The sequence below is a fragment of the Solibacillus sp. FSL W7-1324 genome (assembly GCF_038008025.1).
GTDB lineage: Bacteria > Bacillota > Bacilli > Bacillales_A > Planococcaceae > Solibacillus.
In genome coordinates this window covers 117,465-134,782 of record NZ_JBBOYH010000002.1, presented here as the reverse complement: position 1 = coordinate 134,782, position 17,318 = coordinate 117,465, and the positions used below count along the sequence as shown (strand labels likewise).

Annotated in this window: 16 protein-coding genes and 2 pseudogenes; 14 read left to right on the top strand and 4 right to left on the bottom strand. The window is 35.6% G+C overall.

All coding sequences use genetic code 11. The annotated features are described in order from the left end of the window. Position 1: 1 nt before the first annotated feature. From MKY71_RS19255 to MKY71_RS19995, 7 genes and pseudogenes are all read left to right on the top strand, one after another. Positions 2–565 (top strand): hypothetical protein, encoded by a 564-nt coding sequence (locus tag MKY71_RS19255; protein ID WP_340733769.1) that lies wholly within the window; start codon positions 2–4, stop codon positions 563–565. Between the two features lie 2 nt (positions 566–567). Next, positions 568–1,563, top strand: a complete 996-nt coding sequence (locus MKY71_RS19250) for a hypothetical protein (protein ID WP_340733768.1) — start codon at positions 568–570, stop codon at positions 1,561–1,563. A gap of 16 nt (positions 1,564–1,579) precedes the next feature. Then, positions 1,580–2,173, top strand: coding sequence for a hypothetical protein (locus tag MKY71_RS19245; protein ID WP_340733766.1), 594 nt, complete (start codon positions 1,580–1,582; stop codon positions 2,171–2,173). A gap of 84 nt (positions 2,174–2,257) precedes the next feature. Continuing rightward, positions 2,258–3,367 (top strand): S-layer homology domain-containing protein, encoded by a 1,110-nt coding sequence (locus MKY71_RS19240; RefSeq protein WP_340733765.1) that lies wholly within the window; start codon positions 2,258–2,260, stop codon positions 3,365–3,367. Continuing rightward, positions 3,367–6,573, top strand: coding sequence for a DUF5704 domain-containing protein (locus MKY71_RS19235; protein WP_340733764.1), 3,207 nt, complete (start codon positions 3,367–3,369; stop codon positions 6,571–6,573). The genes MKY71_RS19240 and MKY71_RS19235 overlap by 1 nt, the downstream gene beginning before the upstream one ends. A gap of 175 nt (positions 6,574–6,748) precedes the next feature. Next, the gene (locus tag MKY71_RS19230; RefSeq protein WP_340733763.1) at positions 6,749–7,729 is read left to right on the top strand and encodes a GGDEF domain-containing protein; all 981 of its coding nucleotides are present in this window, start codon (positions 6,749–6,751) and stop codon (positions 7,727–7,729) included. A 30-nt stretch (positions 7,730–7,759) separates the two neighbouring features. Further along, positions 7,760–8,122, top strand: a pseudogene (locus MKY71_RS19995) (transposase); the annotation flags it as partial. Between the two features lie 333 nt (positions 8,123–8,455). On the opposite strand, the gene MKY71_RS19225 reads toward MKY71_RS19995, so the two are convergent. The 3 genes from MKY71_RS19225 to MKY71_RS19215 form a co-directional block, all read right to left on the bottom strand. Beyond that, a complete protein-coding gene (locus MKY71_RS19225; RefSeq protein ID WP_340733761.1) occupies positions 8,456–8,764 on the bottom strand; it encodes a hypothetical protein in 309 nt (102 codons plus the stop codon). Positions 8,765–9,171: 407 nt separating this feature from the next. After that, positions 9,172–10,449: an IS110 family transposase gene (locus MKY71_RS19220; protein ID WP_340733760.1), complete on the bottom strand. Its 1,278-nt coding sequence runs from the start codon at positions 10,447–10,449 to the stop codon at positions 9,172–9,174. Between the two features lie 251 nt (positions 10,450–10,700). Continuing rightward, positions 10,701–10,856, bottom strand: a complete 156-nt coding sequence (locus tag MKY71_RS19215; protein ID WP_340733759.1) for a hypothetical protein — start codon at positions 10,854–10,856, stop codon at positions 10,701–10,703. Positions 10,857–10,919: 63 nt separating this feature from the next. Between MKY71_RS19215 and MKY71_RS19210 the strand changes: the two genes are divergently transcribed. The 7 genes and pseudogenes from MKY71_RS19210 (at position 10,920) to MKY71_RS19180 (ending at position 16,431) form a co-directional block, all read left to right on the top strand. Continuing rightward, a complete protein-coding gene (locus tag MKY71_RS19210) occupies positions 10,920–11,981 on the top strand; it encodes a tetratricopeptide repeat protein (protein WP_340733757.1) in 1,062 nt (353 codons plus the stop codon). A 2-nt stretch (positions 11,982–11,983) separates the two neighbouring features. After that, entirely contained in the window at positions 11,984–12,121 is a 138-nt protein-coding gene (locus MKY71_RS19205) for a hypothetical protein (RefSeq protein WP_340733755.1), read from the top strand. Between the two features lie 657 nt (positions 12,122–12,778). Continuing rightward, positions 12,779–13,018 carry a hypothetical protein gene (locus MKY71_RS19200; protein ID WP_340733754.1) on the top strand — a complete coding sequence of 80 codons (240 nt, stop codon included), beginning with the start codon at positions 12,779–12,781 and terminating at the stop codon, positions 13,016–13,018. Positions 13,019–13,029: 11 nt separating this feature from the next. Then, the gene (locus MKY71_RS19195) at positions 13,030–13,548 is read left to right on the top strand and encodes a hypothetical protein (RefSeq protein WP_340733753.1); all 519 of its coding nucleotides are present in this window, start codon (positions 13,030–13,032) and stop codon (positions 13,546–13,548) included. A gap of 24 nt (positions 13,549–13,572) precedes the next feature. After that, a pseudogene (gene tnpA, locus MKY71_RS19190) lies at positions 13,573–13,937 on the top strand (IS200/IS605 family transposase). Positions 13,938–13,941: 4 nt separating this feature from the next. After that, entirely contained in the window at positions 13,942–15,021 is a 1,080-nt protein-coding gene (locus MKY71_RS19185) for an RNA-guided endonuclease InsQ/TnpB family protein (RefSeq protein ID WP_340733752.1), read from the top strand. 450 nt (positions 15,022–15,471) lie between these two features. Beyond that, entirely contained in the window at positions 15,472–16,431 is a 960-nt protein-coding gene (locus MKY71_RS19180; RefSeq protein ID WP_340733751.1) for an Abi family protein, read from the top strand. Positions 16,432–16,612: 181 nt separating this feature from the next. Here MKY71_RS19180 and MKY71_RS19175 read toward each other — a convergent pair whose 3' ends face one another. Further along, positions 16,613–17,242, bottom strand: a complete 630-nt coding sequence (locus MKY71_RS19175) for a hypothetical protein (protein WP_340733750.1) — start codon at positions 17,240–17,242, stop codon at positions 16,613–16,615. Positions 17,243–17,318: the final 76 nt, after the last annotated feature.

Sequence of the window (17,318 nt, the reverse complement as noted above, 5' to 3'; positions counted from 1 at the left end):
AATGCCAAATGCCATAAGTAAGATATTCGCGGTCATATTAGCCGCGCTCGTTATGTTTTACTTTGTAACGTATCAGCAATACAAGAAACAAGAAGACCTCGCTTATATACATACATATCAAGAAGTGACAAAGTTTGTAGATTCTGTTCGTTTAAAGGGCTACATTACACCGAAAGAATGGGAAGAATTTGAGCTTGGGCTACATCAAGGAAGCAACGTACTATACGACATTGAATTAGTACATGAACAAAAGAAGTACCAACCTGTTTATACGAACGGAACGGCCATTGAACCGGCAAGTTTTACAGGTAAGTATGAAGTGCAATATGACGAGTATTTTAAAGAGCAATTATTCGAAGTTTTATATGATGAATCCGTTCCTTATAACCAACGCATGTATAAATTGCAAAAGGACGATTACTTTACTGTAACCGTTCAAAATAAAACGAAATTCCAGTCTACCATGCTACTTAGTATGCTAACAGGTGGGAAAGCAGGCACAAATGATACAACGATTTATTTCCCATATGGCGGGATGATTTTGAACGAAGATTGGAATGATTAATTATGAAGTTAAGCCATTACATTATTTTGTTCCTTGTTATCTTCACTGTGCCATTGCTGTATGTAGAGTTCAAATATAGCTACGCCAAAGAAACAACAGAACTAAACCATAAATTCGAATTAAATATGACGACTGCAGCACAAGACGCCATTAACATATTGCGTGTCAATGCGATTCCACACATTGAAAATGGTTATGATTCTTATAAAATACTGCCTACGGACTTCCAGCCTGCGTATGAAGCGTTTGTAAAAACTCTCGCTAAAAACTTTGGTTCAACTGATAAATACACAATTAACCGTATGGAACATTACATACCTGTTTTCGCTATCGTTGATTTCGACGGTCTTATGTTAAACGTTTATCAAGAGAAAAAAGATGCTCAGGGTAATAAAGTAACTGAGCGAACATGGCTACCTAAAGTTCCATTTGTTTATCGTGATGAAGAAGGAAACATTATCAACTTTACGGTTGACGATGATTTAGTCGTGTACGATGTGCAATTACAGGAATGGGTAGAGGGTACGCGTCAGGAATTGTTAAAGGATTCATTACTGACAATCGATTTTTTAGAAGATGCGAAAAAATTTGAAACAGTACGTCGCCAAACAATTGTAGATACCGTTCAAGAGCAGATCGCGTATTACATTAATGAACATAACGTATATGCGAAGCAATTAGACGTTACTTATACATTTGCACTACCGCTAATCGACAATGAGGAATGGTACAACACCGTCGATGATATTTCGATTCTAGCTTTCTTCCAGGGTTATCCGTCGAAGTTTGATAACTATGAATATCAAAAATATGCCTTTGTTGGCTCACGCATTAACTACACGGACCGTATTTACGCCGGCATGGTTGGCGGAGAGCATAAATTCTGGCGTTCATCCTGTGATGTAGCAGCAACGCCTACCGAAGTATTTAGTTCAAAGAAAGATGCAGCAGCGCGCGGTTATCAAGAGCTTTCATGCTTAAATCCGGCTGTGCAATAAAAAGGAAGTGGATTATATGGGAGAATTGAAAATTGAAAAACTGCGGGTCAATATTCCGTTAGGTAAAATAACCACAAAACTTCAAGCGTCTATATATAGGAAGAAAGACGGTGAGTTTGTTAAGAGCAAGGACTTCATCAAAATAAATACCACATTAAATTTATTTGGTGTTGAAGATGGGATTTGGGCCAATATTGGGGAAGGTCGTTATGTTACGGAATTAAACAGCAGTCATTACGATATTAGCTACGGTCTGATAACAGCTTTAACCGATTCGGTCCTAACTTGCTCCCGCAACGGTTTCATCATCAGAAAGCTTAAAAGTGGCACTAAATTAAAGGTAAGAGATATGTGTCGCATTAATGAAACTGAAATCCTTTATAAAGTAGGTGATAAAGAATACATTCATAGTTCAATGCCGATTACATTCGTAATGGGGGAAATGCTCATACAGGAAGATGGCTTATGCCATTTAGAAAATGATTATGTCTTACGTGCAACGAAAGGTGAAATTATGCCTTATATGAACGTACGACAAAATGAAGTGCAATTGTTGACGGGTGATTGGATCAATCCACACTCAATTAATGCGAAGTTGTTACTGGACTAGTTCACTAGCTTTTTTGAATGATTTCAAATGAGTTGTTATTATGACGATATAACAAATACAACTTACTTCTTGGAGGAAACAATTATGAAAAACAAATTACTATTATCAGCAATCGCATTATCAATCGCAACACCGGCAATCGTAATGCCGATCGATGGAACAACTCACGAAGTTGAAGCCGCTACCTATAAGAAAATATTTAAAGACGTAACAACGAAAAATGTAAACTACGACATTATTCATTCAATGGCTGCAGAAGGAATTATTAAAGGTTATGACGATAATACATTCCGAGGCGGAAATGCCATTACCCGTTATCAGGTGGCAACTTTAGTTTATCGCTATATGGGTGAAAAATTACCGGTGGTTAAACCTAACGTGAAAATCCCAAGTGATGTAACACCAAAGAGTGATCACTACGATGCTGCTGTCGCTTTATTAAAAGCTGACTTATTAAAACCGGATGCTAACGGTAAGTTAAATCCGAATAAGCCGATTAGCCGCGCGGAAATGGCAAAAATCCTAGTTGTCGGTTTCGATGTAAAAATCAAAGCTGAATACGATTTTGCTGACACAATTGAGGGCGACGCGGAAACACGTGATTATGTACGTGCTCTCTATTCAAATGGCATTACAACAGGTTACTTAGAAGATGCAACATTCCGTCCGACTGAATCATTAACACGTCAACAATTCGCGGTATTTATGCACCGTTCAATTAATATTGATCCAAACTTTGAGGCAAAACCAATTGAATTGCCAAAAGAAGAGGGAGTTATTGAAATCCCAACGACTGGCTATAATCCTTATGAATTGAGCTTAGAAAAAACGCCAGCGTCTGAATATGAGAAATATAGTGATAAATATGCTGATATTTTAGCAAACCAAAAAACACCGAAAGTAGGTAATTTATCGACAGATGAACTATCTACGTTCCAGGCACAACAATTGGCGATGTATAAAGAATTTTTAAAAGCAGATAGTAATACAGCAATGCCTACGTTTGTGGCGAAAGAAGAATTTATAGAGGCTTTTGCTCAACGTGAAGGTGTTTCAACTGCTGACATGACTAAAATCTTCAATTATGTTCAAAGTACAGGCGCGGTTTATAAAGGTAACAAGATGGCCATTTACTATAAGTACAATGAAAAACTCAACACAGGTTCATACCATAAGGTTGAGAGAACTAGATAATGTTTAAAATTGATTTTAGAAAGGCAGGAATAATATTAAGTATTTTATTCCTGTTTCTATCTACTTTATTAATACCTAAAGTGGTTCAAGCGGATGAATGGTCGAATGCATATGACCATTTAATTCCTGCACCTAATCCATCTGTTACCTATGAAATAGTTGAGAAAAACGGCAAAAAATTTAAACAATATTCTATTAAGGGTATACGTTTAGACGATGACCCTAAAATTTTTAATACACCTTACGGCAAAGAATCGATTTATGATATTTATACTCGAAATCCGAATGCAGTTGGTACTTACATTCAAGAACTATATTCGAAAAAAATAAGTGGGGACCCATCTATAAAACAACATACAGGTTGGGCCCTTGATTATAAAAAATATATGGGAAACGCTTGGAGTGATTCAGTTGCTGAAGGTACAACAAATGGATATATCAACGAATGGTACTCTTTAGATGAAGTAAAAAATGGCTTAGCTGAAATGGAGCATTTGTTTGATGCGGATTTAAAAGCAAAACTAGCATCAATGAATAAAAGTGAGAAGGTCTTAAAAACAACATCTGATTCAAGAGACGCACGTATTCGTAAATGGCAACTACCAGTTGGTGGTCTTTATAGTCCAGAATCAGGCAAAACCAATCCTCAAACGGGGAATATGTTTATTTTGTACTATGATAATGAAGTATTCCTTGATGTTACTTTACAAGTAGATATTGAATGTAAGGAAGATTGTGGACCACCTCCAACACCACCACCAACTACGGGCGGTGTATGTACAATTGATTTTAGTGCTTCAAATGCTTCATCAATGAACCGGAGTTATTTACAAGCATCACCGAATGGCTCAATTTATTCAAGTACAGGCGAATTTGATGCCGTACAAGGTATTCCAACATCGGAAAACTTAACTGTTGAGGCAAGTACAGAAGAATATCTATTTGACCAACAATTCCAACAAAAGACCGGTAAAGTTACATATAGCGGCATTAACGCCAAAAAGGAAGTAACATTAAAGTGGACGGAAGAAAAAATAACAGGTACAGGGAAAGATCAAAAAAAGGAAAATATACCGAAAAGTGAAAAGGTAACCGTTGAGACTACTGTAAATGGTATTCAACGCAATTTCTCTTACTGGGAATCACCTAGATACGATGTGTGGAAAGCTGCTTCTGCAGACTTTACAAACTACGCGCTACCGAATGGTTCTCAAAATGTTCCTGTTTCCCTGTCAGTGACGGCAAATGCAAGACATAGTAGTGTTATAGAAAATCATGTATTCCCTAAACCATGTCCTGAAATTGTTTTACCTGCTACTACAGTAGATGGAGGTAAAACAAAACCATCACCGCCGGACATCTCAGGAGAAGCAAAAGGAGCTGCCGAAGCGGCTATTGGTCAACCGGATGTGAAAAATGATTCAGTTACATTTAAAGGTAGTACTTTAATGTCGGATGCCATGACAACATCAAATGGTCCGACTCCATCGAACACACCAATGCCAAGTCGTGTAACAGCAAAACGCAGTAATTTAACAATTGACCGAACAAAAACAAACTACTTACGTGCTCCAAGTACAGGACGATTTAATTATAGTTTAGTGTTCTCTTTGGGCGGCGCATCTAATAAGAGTTTTAATTTTGGAGTTAATGATGTAACGGTACACACACCGACAGTTATATATGCATCAACTTCTGACGACAAAGAGCATGACCAACGAATTAATCCGCCATTACGTTCAACGCCGGTTAATTCAGATACAGAAATAGCGGCATTAATTTTAGACCGTCAATTTACTGTTAAGATGCCAACAATAGGACAGCATCGAAATATACCTGGTTATGGCAAACGTGATTATCAAAAATGGATTAAAGAGAAAATGGTGAAATTCCCATTCGATGTTTATTCTGAAACGAAACAAAGCTATTACCCTTCGAATACGTGGATTAAAGTACCTGTAGATATGCAAGAGGCGAAATTCTTCATGCCGGTGTGGGTAACGGAAGGACGCTATAAAGTAGAATTTAAGGCTATCGCAGAAAACGCACCTGCTAGTAACGGTATGGAAGAAAAAGAAGCCAATAAGACGATTCCAAATGGCAACGTTGAAGGGCATCCATCAGCCGCGCATACTGCAACAGATTCATTAACAGTCGATGTTGTAGGTCGCTTATATGACTTACAAATTACCGATGTAACGGATCACAATTGGCAGTACATGTTTAGACAGATGGATAACTTAACGCCTACTGGCAACAAATTCAATGTTGGCTTAAAAAACATTGACGGTGCTAATAGAGGAAATGTTGAGCCATTCACTTTACCTTTATCACACGCGAGTAATACGAACGGTTTAATTAACAATGCTGTTAAATTAGGTTATACGTTCAAATTCGATGTGAAAACAAAAGGTGATATGCAATCCAATACAGACGCGATTCGCATTAAGCCAACGTTCTTCTTTGTAAGTAACGATGGACGCAATCGCCAGGAAGTAGATTTATATTACAACGATAACCGCAACATTTTTGTAAAAGTTGGCTCAACAGAGGACAACATTTATCGTGAAGTCGCGTTAAATGAAACAAGTCGCTTTGTGCCAAACAATGAGCTAACAAACAATGCCTACCAATACTTTGATAATGCAGAGCGTTACGGATTAAAAGAAATTGCACAAGATTATTTCCGTACAGGCTTTGCTACTCACTATATGAGAAAAATGTCTAAAGAAGCGGTGCAAACTGGACCTTACGCTTGGCAATTACTAAATTGGAAACTTCGTACTTTCCGAGGACCAAATGAAAATGTGGTCGGAGCATCAGCTACGATGGTTCCGAAACCAGACTTAGTAACTAAAGAGCAAACGTGGTACGGCGAGTACAGCTTACCTTCAAAGACATATGCAATCCCGAAAGGTTCTAATTTAGCAACAGTAGGGGCAGTTGACGATACACATAGTATTTTCCTTAAAAATGGCTACATTGTCGTAAACTTCGATGTGCAAACGATCAATGAGGGCGACACAGCAAATCTTTATTTAAGCTATACAAAAGCTAAATACATGAGTCAATGGCGAATGGAAGGTGGAAAAACGCAATTTACTGACGGCTACGGTTACGATTTCGCAGTTAATGAAGGCGATATGATTTACTATCACGCCAATCAGTCAGTTGAACTCGATTTTTCATCTAGCGTTACTCATTAATAGTACAGACCCTCTCTATTCATATTAGGGAGGGTTTTTGTCCTGATTATAAGCGAATAATGGTGTCTTTAGGATACTTTTATATCACAAATACAAACAACGCTAAATACAGGCTTCTGAGAGGTTTCACGATGTATGTAGAACGCGGTTGATTAAACATAGGAGATTAAACAATATGACACTAACATTATTAATTTTAAGTGCCATTTTCGTATTCGAAAAAATTAGTATAAGCAAAAAGGTTAGCAGCAGCATGGCACAACTAGATACAATCTTGGCAATTGCAGGGTTTGTTATCATAGCTGTTGGAACATTTGGCATTGAGTTAGAGGTATTTTCCAATGTAATAGCTATAGGATTTATCGCATTGGGCGCGGCTATGATTGGTGTGGGTACGACAATTAAAGCTGATAGCAAAGTTGATATTGTAATGGGCGTATTCGCGGTAATGCTTGTAATTCCATTTGCGAACTACGGTGGTGCGTTCTGTCTGGCTTTATATCTTTTCATGATTAAAGGGAAAGAAAAAGGAGCTGCAGCGCACATTTTAGGTGTCGCTATGATGATTTCATTTATTGCTCTGTTATTAAAATCAGTAGAGCTTGCCAGCTTCGTGATGATCGTTTACTTAATTACATTAAAAATGGCGCACTTAGAAACCATCATCAGTATGCTACGTCATGTTGGGAATAACGTAGTAACCGATGCCTTAACCGGTTTATTCAATCGTCGCTGGATGTTCAAACAATTAGAAAAGCTGATTGAAAAGAATCGTGAAGTAGGTGTTATCTTCATTGACATTGATAACTTCAAGAAATTAAACGATACAAAAGGGCATGATTACGGCGATCTTGTATTGAAAAAGATTGGCGATATTATGCGACAAGAAGTAGGGGCGACAGCTTGGGGCGTTCGTTATGGTGGCGAGGAATTAGTTGCACTTGTAAGTAAGGAAGTTCGTACTGAAGCGCTGGCTAAAAAGATTTTAGATCGAGTGCGTAAAGAGGTGGAAGTAACATTAAGTATTGGTGTGGCTTTATTAAACGGACAGGAAATGTCGCCGGACCAAATTATTAAAGTTGCTGACGAGCGTATGTACTACTCTAAAAACAACGGTAAAAATCGTATTACTACAGGCAATCAAGCTGAGCCGTAGAATAACCATAGAAGTGATGAAAAATTATATTTAAGTCCGATCATGGATTTATATAATGGTGAGATTATTGGGTTTAGTATGTCAAAACGGCCGAGCCTAGATTTTGTGTTAGATTCACTTAGACAAGCACTTCCAATTATTCAAAAGCGTGCAGTATATAGGACAACAATTCATTCCGATCAAGGATGGCACTATCAACATAATACATGGGTGAGAACATTAAGGCAGAACAGGATTTTTCAAAGCATGTCTCGGAAAGCAACATGCGCAGACAACGCGGTCATGGAGAACTTCTTTAGCTTATTAAAACAGGAAATGTATTTTGGAGAACCATTAAACTCTTACGAAACATTACAAAAGAAAATAAAAGTGTTGGTTTGCAATAAAGTTTGATTATAAGTAGGCTACAAACGTTGATTTTATAAAAAAAACCTAAACGTTTTGAATAGAGATTAATCAAAACGTGTAAGTTTAATTTTTGATAACAAAGATTTTTAATAAAAAGATTGATTAAAATCAACTGACAACCTATAGGAGTTTCCCCAAAAAATTTGTGCACAATTATTTGTATATAAATGAATTAAGGTTAATATTTAAATGTCTTGTATTTCGGCCACGCTACTATTCTTTACAATTATTAGATGTAGAATTTTTTATTAAAACCTAAATGCCTGATAATTTCTGTTTGAGCTTCATAACATCATACATTTACCCAGACTTTTTTAACTACTTAACTTTAATAGAATTAGTCAAATGAGCTGATAATTCTAGTTTGGACATTTGTAAAAAATTATTTATTTTTTTTAATAATGCCTCGCTTAATTCATTCTCTTTTTTCGATAAAAGCTTTTCTGAAAAGGCAAGTGTAACCCCTAATTTCCCTTCATCAGGAGGATTTAACATCACCCCTTTACCTGTAATTAAAGCATTTGTCATAGCAGCTAAATTTAAAAATGTTGTTTGAAGAATATCAATTTCACGAGGTGATAACTCCTTTTTTAACGGTCCATCTATTTCAAATTTTAAATATGACATCTAATCACTCCCTCTATAAATGTTGATATATCAATGGCTTACGCCATTTTTAAGCGTCCAAAAAATATTTTTTGACATATACATCTATCGTTATTTTGTAATTCTTGATTTTTTTAACATCACGTCCGAACGCTTCGCTAAAGGATGAGCCATTTATTGGTAATGACTATCCTGATCCAATGTCGTATATCGATGCACTTTTGGATCTCTGCGTTGCTTATGATGACGGACCCTCCCATGTCTCTAGGCGTCTGATTGCGCGTACATTCCTTCGTTCGGTCTATTCATAAGGCAGAGGCTGGCGATGCTCCTTAGGGGACTCGTTTCTTAAATCTCACGGTCTAATGGGATAAATAGTGCCGGCTTCTCCGTATCATCTTCTTGTTTAAACTTTTGTGTAGGTACGCTTAGGCAGCCGTTTGAAGACTTGCGAAATCGGTCATCATTTGGTGTTCATTAAACGTTGTTTTCTTTTTGCACAGGGCATGTAAAATCTTCAGTAATTTCCCGCATAGCACGACAATCGATTGCTTCTTACGGAGCGGATTGATGGTGCGTGTAGTGTAATATTCATGTAATTGTTTAAACGCTGGATTATGCAAGATTAAAGGCATCATGACTCGGAAGAGAAGGGCACGAAGTTTTCTTCTACCTCGTTTAGAAATCCGTTTTTGTCCCTTTTGCTGACCAGAAGAGTTTTCACGCAATGTGAGTCCCGCTAGTTTAATTAATTGGCGTGGATGTGTATATTGCGCTAAAGAACCAACCTCTGATAGTAAATCGACAATCGTGACATCCCCGATTCCAGGTACCGATGCTAAATATTCATATTCCGTCATTTGTTTGGCTAGCTCTACGAGCTGAGCTGTTAATTCATCAAGTTGAGCTTGCATCATTTTGTGCTGTGAAAGAAGCGTGGCGATTTCAAATTTGGCCATCACTAAACCTTCTGTCAGTCCAATTGAGCTTTCTGCAACCTCGACTAATTGCTTTGCCTTTGGTAGCTGCGGGCATTTCATACCGTCTACCTGGCGATATAAAAATAGTAATTCTTCTGGTGATTTGCCTACAATATCTGTTGGCAACGGTGTCATTTCAAGCACCGCATACGCCATTTTCCCAAAGCTTTTAAACACTTGTGTGAATTCTGGGAAAAAGCGATCCAGCCAACGAATAATGCGATTTTGTAGAGCATTTAAATCTTCTTGAATCTTTGAACGTAATGTCGATCCATTTCGTAACTCAGCCTCGATTCCTTCAAGATGTCGGGGATAGCTGAAACGACCGTCTCTCATGAGGCGAGCAATGACTAGCGCATCCTTTTGGTCATTCTTCGTTTGTAGGTTGTCATCTAATTCCTTCGAGCGATTAACGTGCATTGGATTAACCATTACGAACGGAATTCCATAGTTCGTTAAAAACGCAGCTAAGTTCATCCAGTAGTGACCTGTTGGCTCGAACCCAACGAGAATTTCGTGTTTATCATAAGCTGCTTTAAGCGCCATTAGGCGTTCATAAAGGTTTTCAAAACCAATACGTGATTGCACGATTGGAAATGATTTTTGGAGCACTCGACCTCGATCATCAATTGCACAAGCATAATGTTTATGTTTAGCAATGTCGATGCCGATAACTAGAGTATTTTCAGAAACTTGATTAATTTTCTCATTCGTATTAAAATTCATTGGAATGTAGTCCTCTCTGTAGATGTATGAGTCAATGACCGTTGACACTCAAGCATCATACAAGAGGGCTTTTTTGTTTTCAAGTCCCCGAAAATCTTTCTAACAGGAATGCTCCTTACTTATTTTTATAAGTCATCTTTTATTTTAAAGGTTTAGAATCAGAAAATAAATATAATTTAGTCTTTTAAAACTCACTATTCTATTCAATTATTTCTATAAGAAAACTATGTTTCAGCTAATTTTAGATAATCCTAGTTTCCGCAAGGTACAATATCACCAGAACCATTAGCATAGCTACCATGACAACCAGCTTCTACAGCATCTGCTGGCATTAATCCATAACTAGCTCCTAAAATTCCTACACCAAATGCTGTTGCAATTAGTAATTGTTTTAATTTGTTTTTCATATGAACATCCCCTATCACGTTTAATTTTTTCCAATATATGTTTTAATCGAAATACGAAGGGGGGTGTTATTAGAAATATATAGTGAAGCAATAAAACTACGCACAATCAGTTTTGCACAAGAAAAATATGATTATTTAATGCAGAATCAAACATTATACCTTTCAAACAAGTCTTATTATGATTACAATTTAGTATTACTTTATTTACTATTAACGATAAAGAAATACAATGAAGAAGTTGATAAATTTATCTCTTTAATTACGGAACAAGAAGGGAGTCTTAACGCTTCTCAAAAGTATTTATTAAAAAAATGTATAGGCATTTATCATTTCAATAAATCTGAATATGCTATATCTAGTAAGTTCTTTGATGAAGCAAACCTTATTTTTCCTGAAAGTCACTTTGATGACTATGAAAAAGCGGATTTGGCATATATGAACTCTTTAGCAAAATTATCTAATAGTCAGCTATTGAATGCTGTTGAGATTGTTAGCTATGCGACAACTTACTTTCAAAATGCTGTTATATTTCCAAGAATAATTGAATGTTTAATGGTTGAAGGGATAGCTTTTCAACGTCTTCAAAATTTAAATAAAGCAAAAGAAAATTTCAATCAAGCTTTAAAAATTTCAGAGAACTCCAATTATGAAAAGCTAAAGGCTATTATTTATCAAAATCTGGGTTCAGTTAATGCTGCTCTAGGAAATTTAAGTACTTCATTGGAATACCATATGAATAGTTTAGATTTAAAGGAAAATGTCAGGGAAAAGGTGCTAACAATCTTTTCTATTATTCAAATTTATTCGCGTAAAAAAGACTACACTCTATTAGAAGAATGGATAGAAAAAGGTTTACTACTTGTTGGTGAAGATGATAATTTAAAACCATACTTTTATCACTTTAAAGTGTACCAACAACTTTTTCTTCAATTTAATGATTTAAAATTTATTGATAATGCTATGAAATACTTTGAAGATAATAAAGATTATCGTCATGTATATAAATACGGAATAAAAATTGCTGAAATACTAAAAGAAAAAAGTAAATATAAACAAGCTACGGATTATTATCAACATGCTATCCATATTAAAAATAATCATTTATTACACTGGGAGGATTTGTAAATATGTCTAAGAAAAAAGTAATTAGTATGATATTTATTTTCACTTTAGGAACTTTAATAACTATGAATAACGAAAAACAACAAGCTGAGAATGAACTTCCGGGAATTACAACGACGAATAAAATACATCATGTAGATTAAGAAAAGTAGTACATACAAATTAACCTGGTAAGAACCTATCAACAAAATCCATAATTTATTTAAGACATTATTCAAAATTTAAATAGCCCTATAACAGAAAGTCATGCGTGTCTTAAAACTGCTTATAGTTCAATTTCAGTATCTACTGTAATAATCCTGACTTGGTTTTCCACTTAGCTGAGCATATATCTTTGTCGTCTCACTCTCTTTTCATCAGTGAGCTAAACGTCCAACTTGAAGTATTAGAAAAATCGAATCCAGATGCTTTCTCAATTTGTATTCAATTTAATACCGACGTTTGCAACTTACTTTTAAGATCACATTCAGAGGAGAAAAACAACAAAGAGATTTGACAATTTAACCTGTCATAATTACCGATTAAGATAAACGACACTACAATGGATCGAGATTCCTTTGTCTGCGAACTTACAAAGGAAACCTATAAAACACTTAGGAAGGAATATGCTATTGAAACACAATTGACATTGAAAAAAGAAGATATATCCGGTGGAGAACCTTCTAATGATTTTATCAAAAAAAGATGATAGTACGGTGAGCGTTCAAGTTATTGGCCGTTCACCTTTTTTCGTTTTTCAACAAATTCCGCGACTTGTGGCATTATAATATAAATGATTACTATTAGGAGATACAGACAAAATGTTAGCAATTAATCGAGTAGAAGAATTATTAACTTTACCACTAGAGCCTGTGAAGGAATTTCAGTTTGAGGGAAGGTATTACGAGCGGATTTTTATAAATGGCCTATATGGTGATTTATTTTACAATGAAGCTGAACGCCAAGTTATACAAGTTTTAAATGGGGATGTAAAAGTAGAATATCGCATTTTAACGCGGTTAGGTGAAAATACATATCAATCTGGATATTTCGGAAATTAAGGAGCGCTATTATGAAAGTAAAGACAAATGAAATGCAGGATCGTAATAAAATCGTGCAAAAGCTTATATTAAGTGTAGCAATAGAATTTATACCAACAGTCATTATTTTATCGGCAATTGACGCTTTATTTTATTACTGGGGCGATTCAATGGCTATACCTTATACAAGCAACATTGATTTAAACTTTATTTATCTAATGAAAGCGTTCATCATCGCTTTATTACTTGGCCGCCTTACATTAACATTTAATGAATATCGTGAAACGCGTGTGGTACTATTCAATCCTGAAAAAGATTTGAACTTGAATGTTAGCTTTAAGCAGTACATAGCATTACATGTTTGTATTTTACCGTTAGCATATGTGATCGCAACTTACACAATGTTTGCGAACTCCGTTTTAAGCTTCATCATTTTAATAGCTGCGGTGTACATTGTAAGCGCGGCGCGTGCTGTATTAGATATAACATCGGACTTTTATCAAAAATTACTATTGACGTATTATAATGACCAGGAAGTTAAAGAAAATTAAAGCTATAAACATACAAACACAACCATTTCTCTACTGAATTATCATTTTGTATTTTGACCTCGTTAAAGGAGGAAAATTTTTTTGAATAATAGTGTGGAGGAAAGATTCAAAGAAATCGTTAAAGAAGTTTGTGATAGCTTGAGTATCGAAATCTTTGCGATTGAATGCGACAAAGACCATACACATATGTTTTTAAATGCGCTTCCACCGCTTAGTCCATCGGATATAATGGCTAAAATTAAAGGTGTTTCTTCGAAAATTTTGAGAGAGGAATTTCCATATCTACTTATCTTCCCAGTTTGTGGACACGTTCTTATTTCGTGTCGGCGGGAAATGTTTCTAGCGAAAAAATTAAACGATATGTAGAACAGCAAAAGAAAAGAGGTTAATACATTGAGCCAAACGTTCACACTACAAATTAAACTATCACCAACAAAAGAACAGGCTCAAATTCTAAAAACGATGTCGAGGGCGTACATAAAAACCATCAACCATCTTGTAGATGAAATGGTCAGTGTAAAACAAACGACTAAGAAGACGAGCAAAGATGTACAAGTAGAATTGCCTAGTGCTGTGAAAAATCAAGCGATTAAAGATGCGAAAAGCGTTTTTAACAAGGCAAGAAAGAAAAAATTTTCAATCGTTCCACTATTGAAGAAATTGGTATGTGTTTGGAACAACCAAAATTATTCATTTGATTCGACTAGTATTTCAGTGCCTCTTTATATTGATGGAAAAGCTAAGAAAATGCCCATTAGGGCATTAATAAAAGACGAAAATAATCGAATACAAAAAGCGTTAACAGAAAATAAATTAGGGACGCTTCGCATCACGCAAAAGAAGAATAAATGGATCGCTCAAATCGCCCTAACAAGTGAACCTGTTTTTAAAAATGGGACAAAAATTATGGGTGTTGATTTAGGGATTAAAGTTCCTGCTGTAGCTGTAACAAGTGATGACAAAATTAGTTTTTTCGGTAACGGAAGAATGAATAAATTCAAAAAACGCAAGTTTCATTCTACCCGAAATAAATTGGGTATACGCAAGAAAATAGCCGCTATTCGAAGTTTAAACGATAAAGAACAACGCTATATGAAAGACCAAGACCATAAAATTAGTCGTTCGATTGTTAATTTTGCAATTGAACATAAAATTTCTGTTATTCGCTTAGAAAAGTTAGCGAACATTAGACAGACGGCAAGAACAAGCCGTAAAAACAAAAAGAATCTTCATACATGGTCGTTTTATCGTTTAGCACAATATATCGAATACAAAGCAAATTTATTAGGGATAAAAGTAGAATTTGTCAACCCTTGTTATACCAGTCAAACTTGTCCTAATTGTTCCGAAAAGAACAAAGCGAAAGACCGTACATACAAATGTAATTGTGGTTTTAAGAATCACCGAGATGTAGTCGGCGCAATGAATATTCGATATGCGCCTGTGGTTGATGGTAATAGTCAATCAGCCTAAGATGCTATACGCACTGTCTTAGGAGGGGTAATGAGATACCCTAACCTTGAGGGTTGTTCGAAACAGAAATGGATGAGAACGTTAAATCACTCAAGAATACCACCTGTACACCGAAGGTGTAAGGCTTGCGGCTACAGCCGTGGGAGTCTCAAAATAAGCTATACAGTCAGTGAGCTTTTAAAGTTAAGAGCAACGAATAAAGTGTATGTGGCATACCGTAAGCAAATGGATCTTGTTATAAAAGAAAGTGAAGAATACTTTGATAGGAGCGCATCCTAGGCTTCCTTTTTCAGTTGTCATGTAATCTAACGAATCCGTCTCTTACAATTTGGCTATCAAATATTAGCCTGTATCTTGATAATTAATTTTACATATACTATAATGATCTTACCGATCCGGTCCATTTCCTTACGAGGCATGGACCATTTTTTTTTAGGGGTGAATCCAAAAATGAAACCATTTAAAACTCATCGCCAACAATTAGCGATTTTGCGAGGAAGAGGACTTAAAATAAACAGTGGCTCAAAAGCTTTACGTATCCTTGAAAGCGAAAGCTATTATGCTGTAATTAACGGTTATAAGGACTTTTTTTTATTAAAAGACCCTACAGGAAAAAATATTTTACCTGAAACATACATAACTAATGCAACATTTGAAGAAATATATGAATTGTATAGTTTTGATAGGGATTTTAGAAACACTATATTGGAATTTATTCTGAAGTTTGAATCTAGTATAAAATCAAAAATTTCCTATCGTTTTTCTGAGAAATATAAAGAGCCTCATGCATACTTAATCTTAAAGAACTATACGAGAGTTTCAGCGAAATTAAAAGACGTTCTAAGTTTAATTTCTACAATATCAAATACCATTTCTAAAAATGGTAAGAAAAAGGGGTCTATTGCTCATTATTTGGACAAACATGATGGTGTACCTCTGTGGGTGTTAGTAAATTATTTGACAATAGGAAATATGCAATATTTCTACAGTTGTCTTGACAATTCGCTACAGAATACTATAGCTAAGGACTTTTCTATTTCTTATAAACGAGATTATGGAAATGTAATTCATTTTACACCAGACATGCTAGAAAGCACTTTGAAAACAGTAACTTTTTTTAGAAATGTATGTGCTCACGAAGAGCGACTTTATAATTTCAAATTACATAAACCTGCCCCATCCGCTGGTATCGGGAGTATTTTATCTATCCATACTCACTTACTAGATAAAGGTAATATTTTTACGGTATTAGCCTTTCTGAAACTTGTATTGCCTAAAAAAGAGCATCAAAAAATGATTAAAAATATCAATAAGCTTATTCATAGTTATTCATCTAAGTTTAATTCAATTAATTTCAATGATATTCTTTTAGAGATGGGACTATTTACAAACTGGGATCAATCACTTTAAAGTATAGCCGATTTGGCTTTATAGTATGTAAACAAACTCCAATTATTAGACAATGGTAAAACTACGGATGTTAGGCATTCGTAGTTTTTTGTACTAAAATAGCATTCCATCTGCTTAACAACACGTTCGATGGCACTCTGGTTAATCTGTATGAGATGCACTCCCTAGTTAGTTCAACCTTCTAAATATCTCTTAAATACAGATCATTACAATATTTGTCCTGAAGCTTTTCGTAACGTTTCTGACTTACTAACTTATACCACCTATTGTACGTTTTAAAAAATGCAGTTGCATCCTGTACAGTAAGATTCGTCCAGGTAGGATGTAACCGAATAAATTCTATATTTTCAGCACCTAAAAGATAGCCTCCAGAATATGAAGCGAATGTCTGAGTATCGGTAGCGTATTCTTCCGTAAAATACCGTGTTAAATCAGCTTCGGCTATGCCTGTAAGCTCGAAAGCTAGGGTATTGGCTCGTAGCTCACTATACGCCTTTTTAACCGCGACAGCAGGCACAAATAAAAATGCGATACCTTCGATAAAAGATGATTCTCGGTACTTTTCATGAATAAGCTCATGCACAAGTATAAATTCACATTTGCTACGTTCCTCATTCCATTTGTCGATAACATGTTGATTCAGGTACACGACATTATTATTGTAACTTCCTCCAATATTAGCAGCCTTTTTAAATTTAAGGCGCGGCTCTGACATTTGAAGTATGGTGCAATATTTCTTCATGGTTTTTGTTATGTCTTTTATAATAACTTCCAACAATGCAACCTCGCTTATTCTGTTTAAATTCGTCACTTCGGGAAATACCTTCTGACCGGATTATTACTTATGTATATATGTAATGATTGAACCAACAACGACCCCTGAAACC

Coding starts and splice junctions, on each gene's coding strand:
- MKY71_RS19255 (WP_340733769.1), top strand. CDS start 2: ATGCCAAATGCCATAAGTAAGATATTCGCGGTCATATTAGCCGCGCTC.
- MKY71_RS19250 (WP_340733768.1), top strand. CDS start 568: ATGAAGTTAAGCCATTACATTATTTTGTTCCTTGTTATCTTCACTGTG.
- MKY71_RS19245 (WP_340733766.1), top strand. CDS start 1,580: ATGGGAGAATTGAAAATTGAAAAACTGCGGGTCAATATTCCGTTAGGT.
- MKY71_RS19240 (WP_340733765.1), top strand. CDS start 2,258: ATGAAAAACAAATTACTATTATCAGCAATCGCATTATCAATCGCAACA.
- MKY71_RS19235 (WP_340733764.1), top strand. CDS start 3,367: ATGTTTAAAATTGATTTTAGAAAGGCAGGAATAATATTAAGTATTTTA.
- MKY71_RS19230 (WP_340733763.1), top strand. CDS start 6,749: ATGACACTAACATTATTAATTTTAAGTGCCATTTTCGTATTCGAAAAA.
- MKY71_RS19225 (WP_340733761.1), bottom strand. CDS start 8,764: ATGTCATATTTAAAATTTGAAATAGATGGACCGTTAAAAAAGGAGTTA.
- MKY71_RS19220 (WP_340733760.1), bottom strand. CDS start 10,449: ATGAATTTTAATACGAATGAGAAAATTAATCAAGTTTCTGAAAATACT.
- MKY71_RS19215 (WP_340733759.1), bottom strand. CDS start 10,856: ATGAAAAACAAATTAAAACAATTACTAATTGCAACAGCATTTGGTGTA.
- MKY71_RS19205 (WP_340733755.1), top strand. CDS start 11,984: ATGTCTAAGAAAAAAGTAATTAGTATGATATTTATTTTCACTTTAGGA.
- MKY71_RS19200 (WP_340733754.1), top strand. CDS start 12,779: ATGTTAGCAATTAATCGAGTAGAAGAATTATTAACTTTACCACTAGAG.
- MKY71_RS19195 (WP_340733753.1), top strand. CDS start 13,030: ATGAAAGTAAAGACAAATGAAATGCAGGATCGTAATAAAATCGTGCAA.
- MKY71_RS19180 (WP_340733751.1), top strand. CDS start 15,472: ATGAAACCATTTAAAACTCATCGCCAACAATTAGCGATTTTGCGAGGA.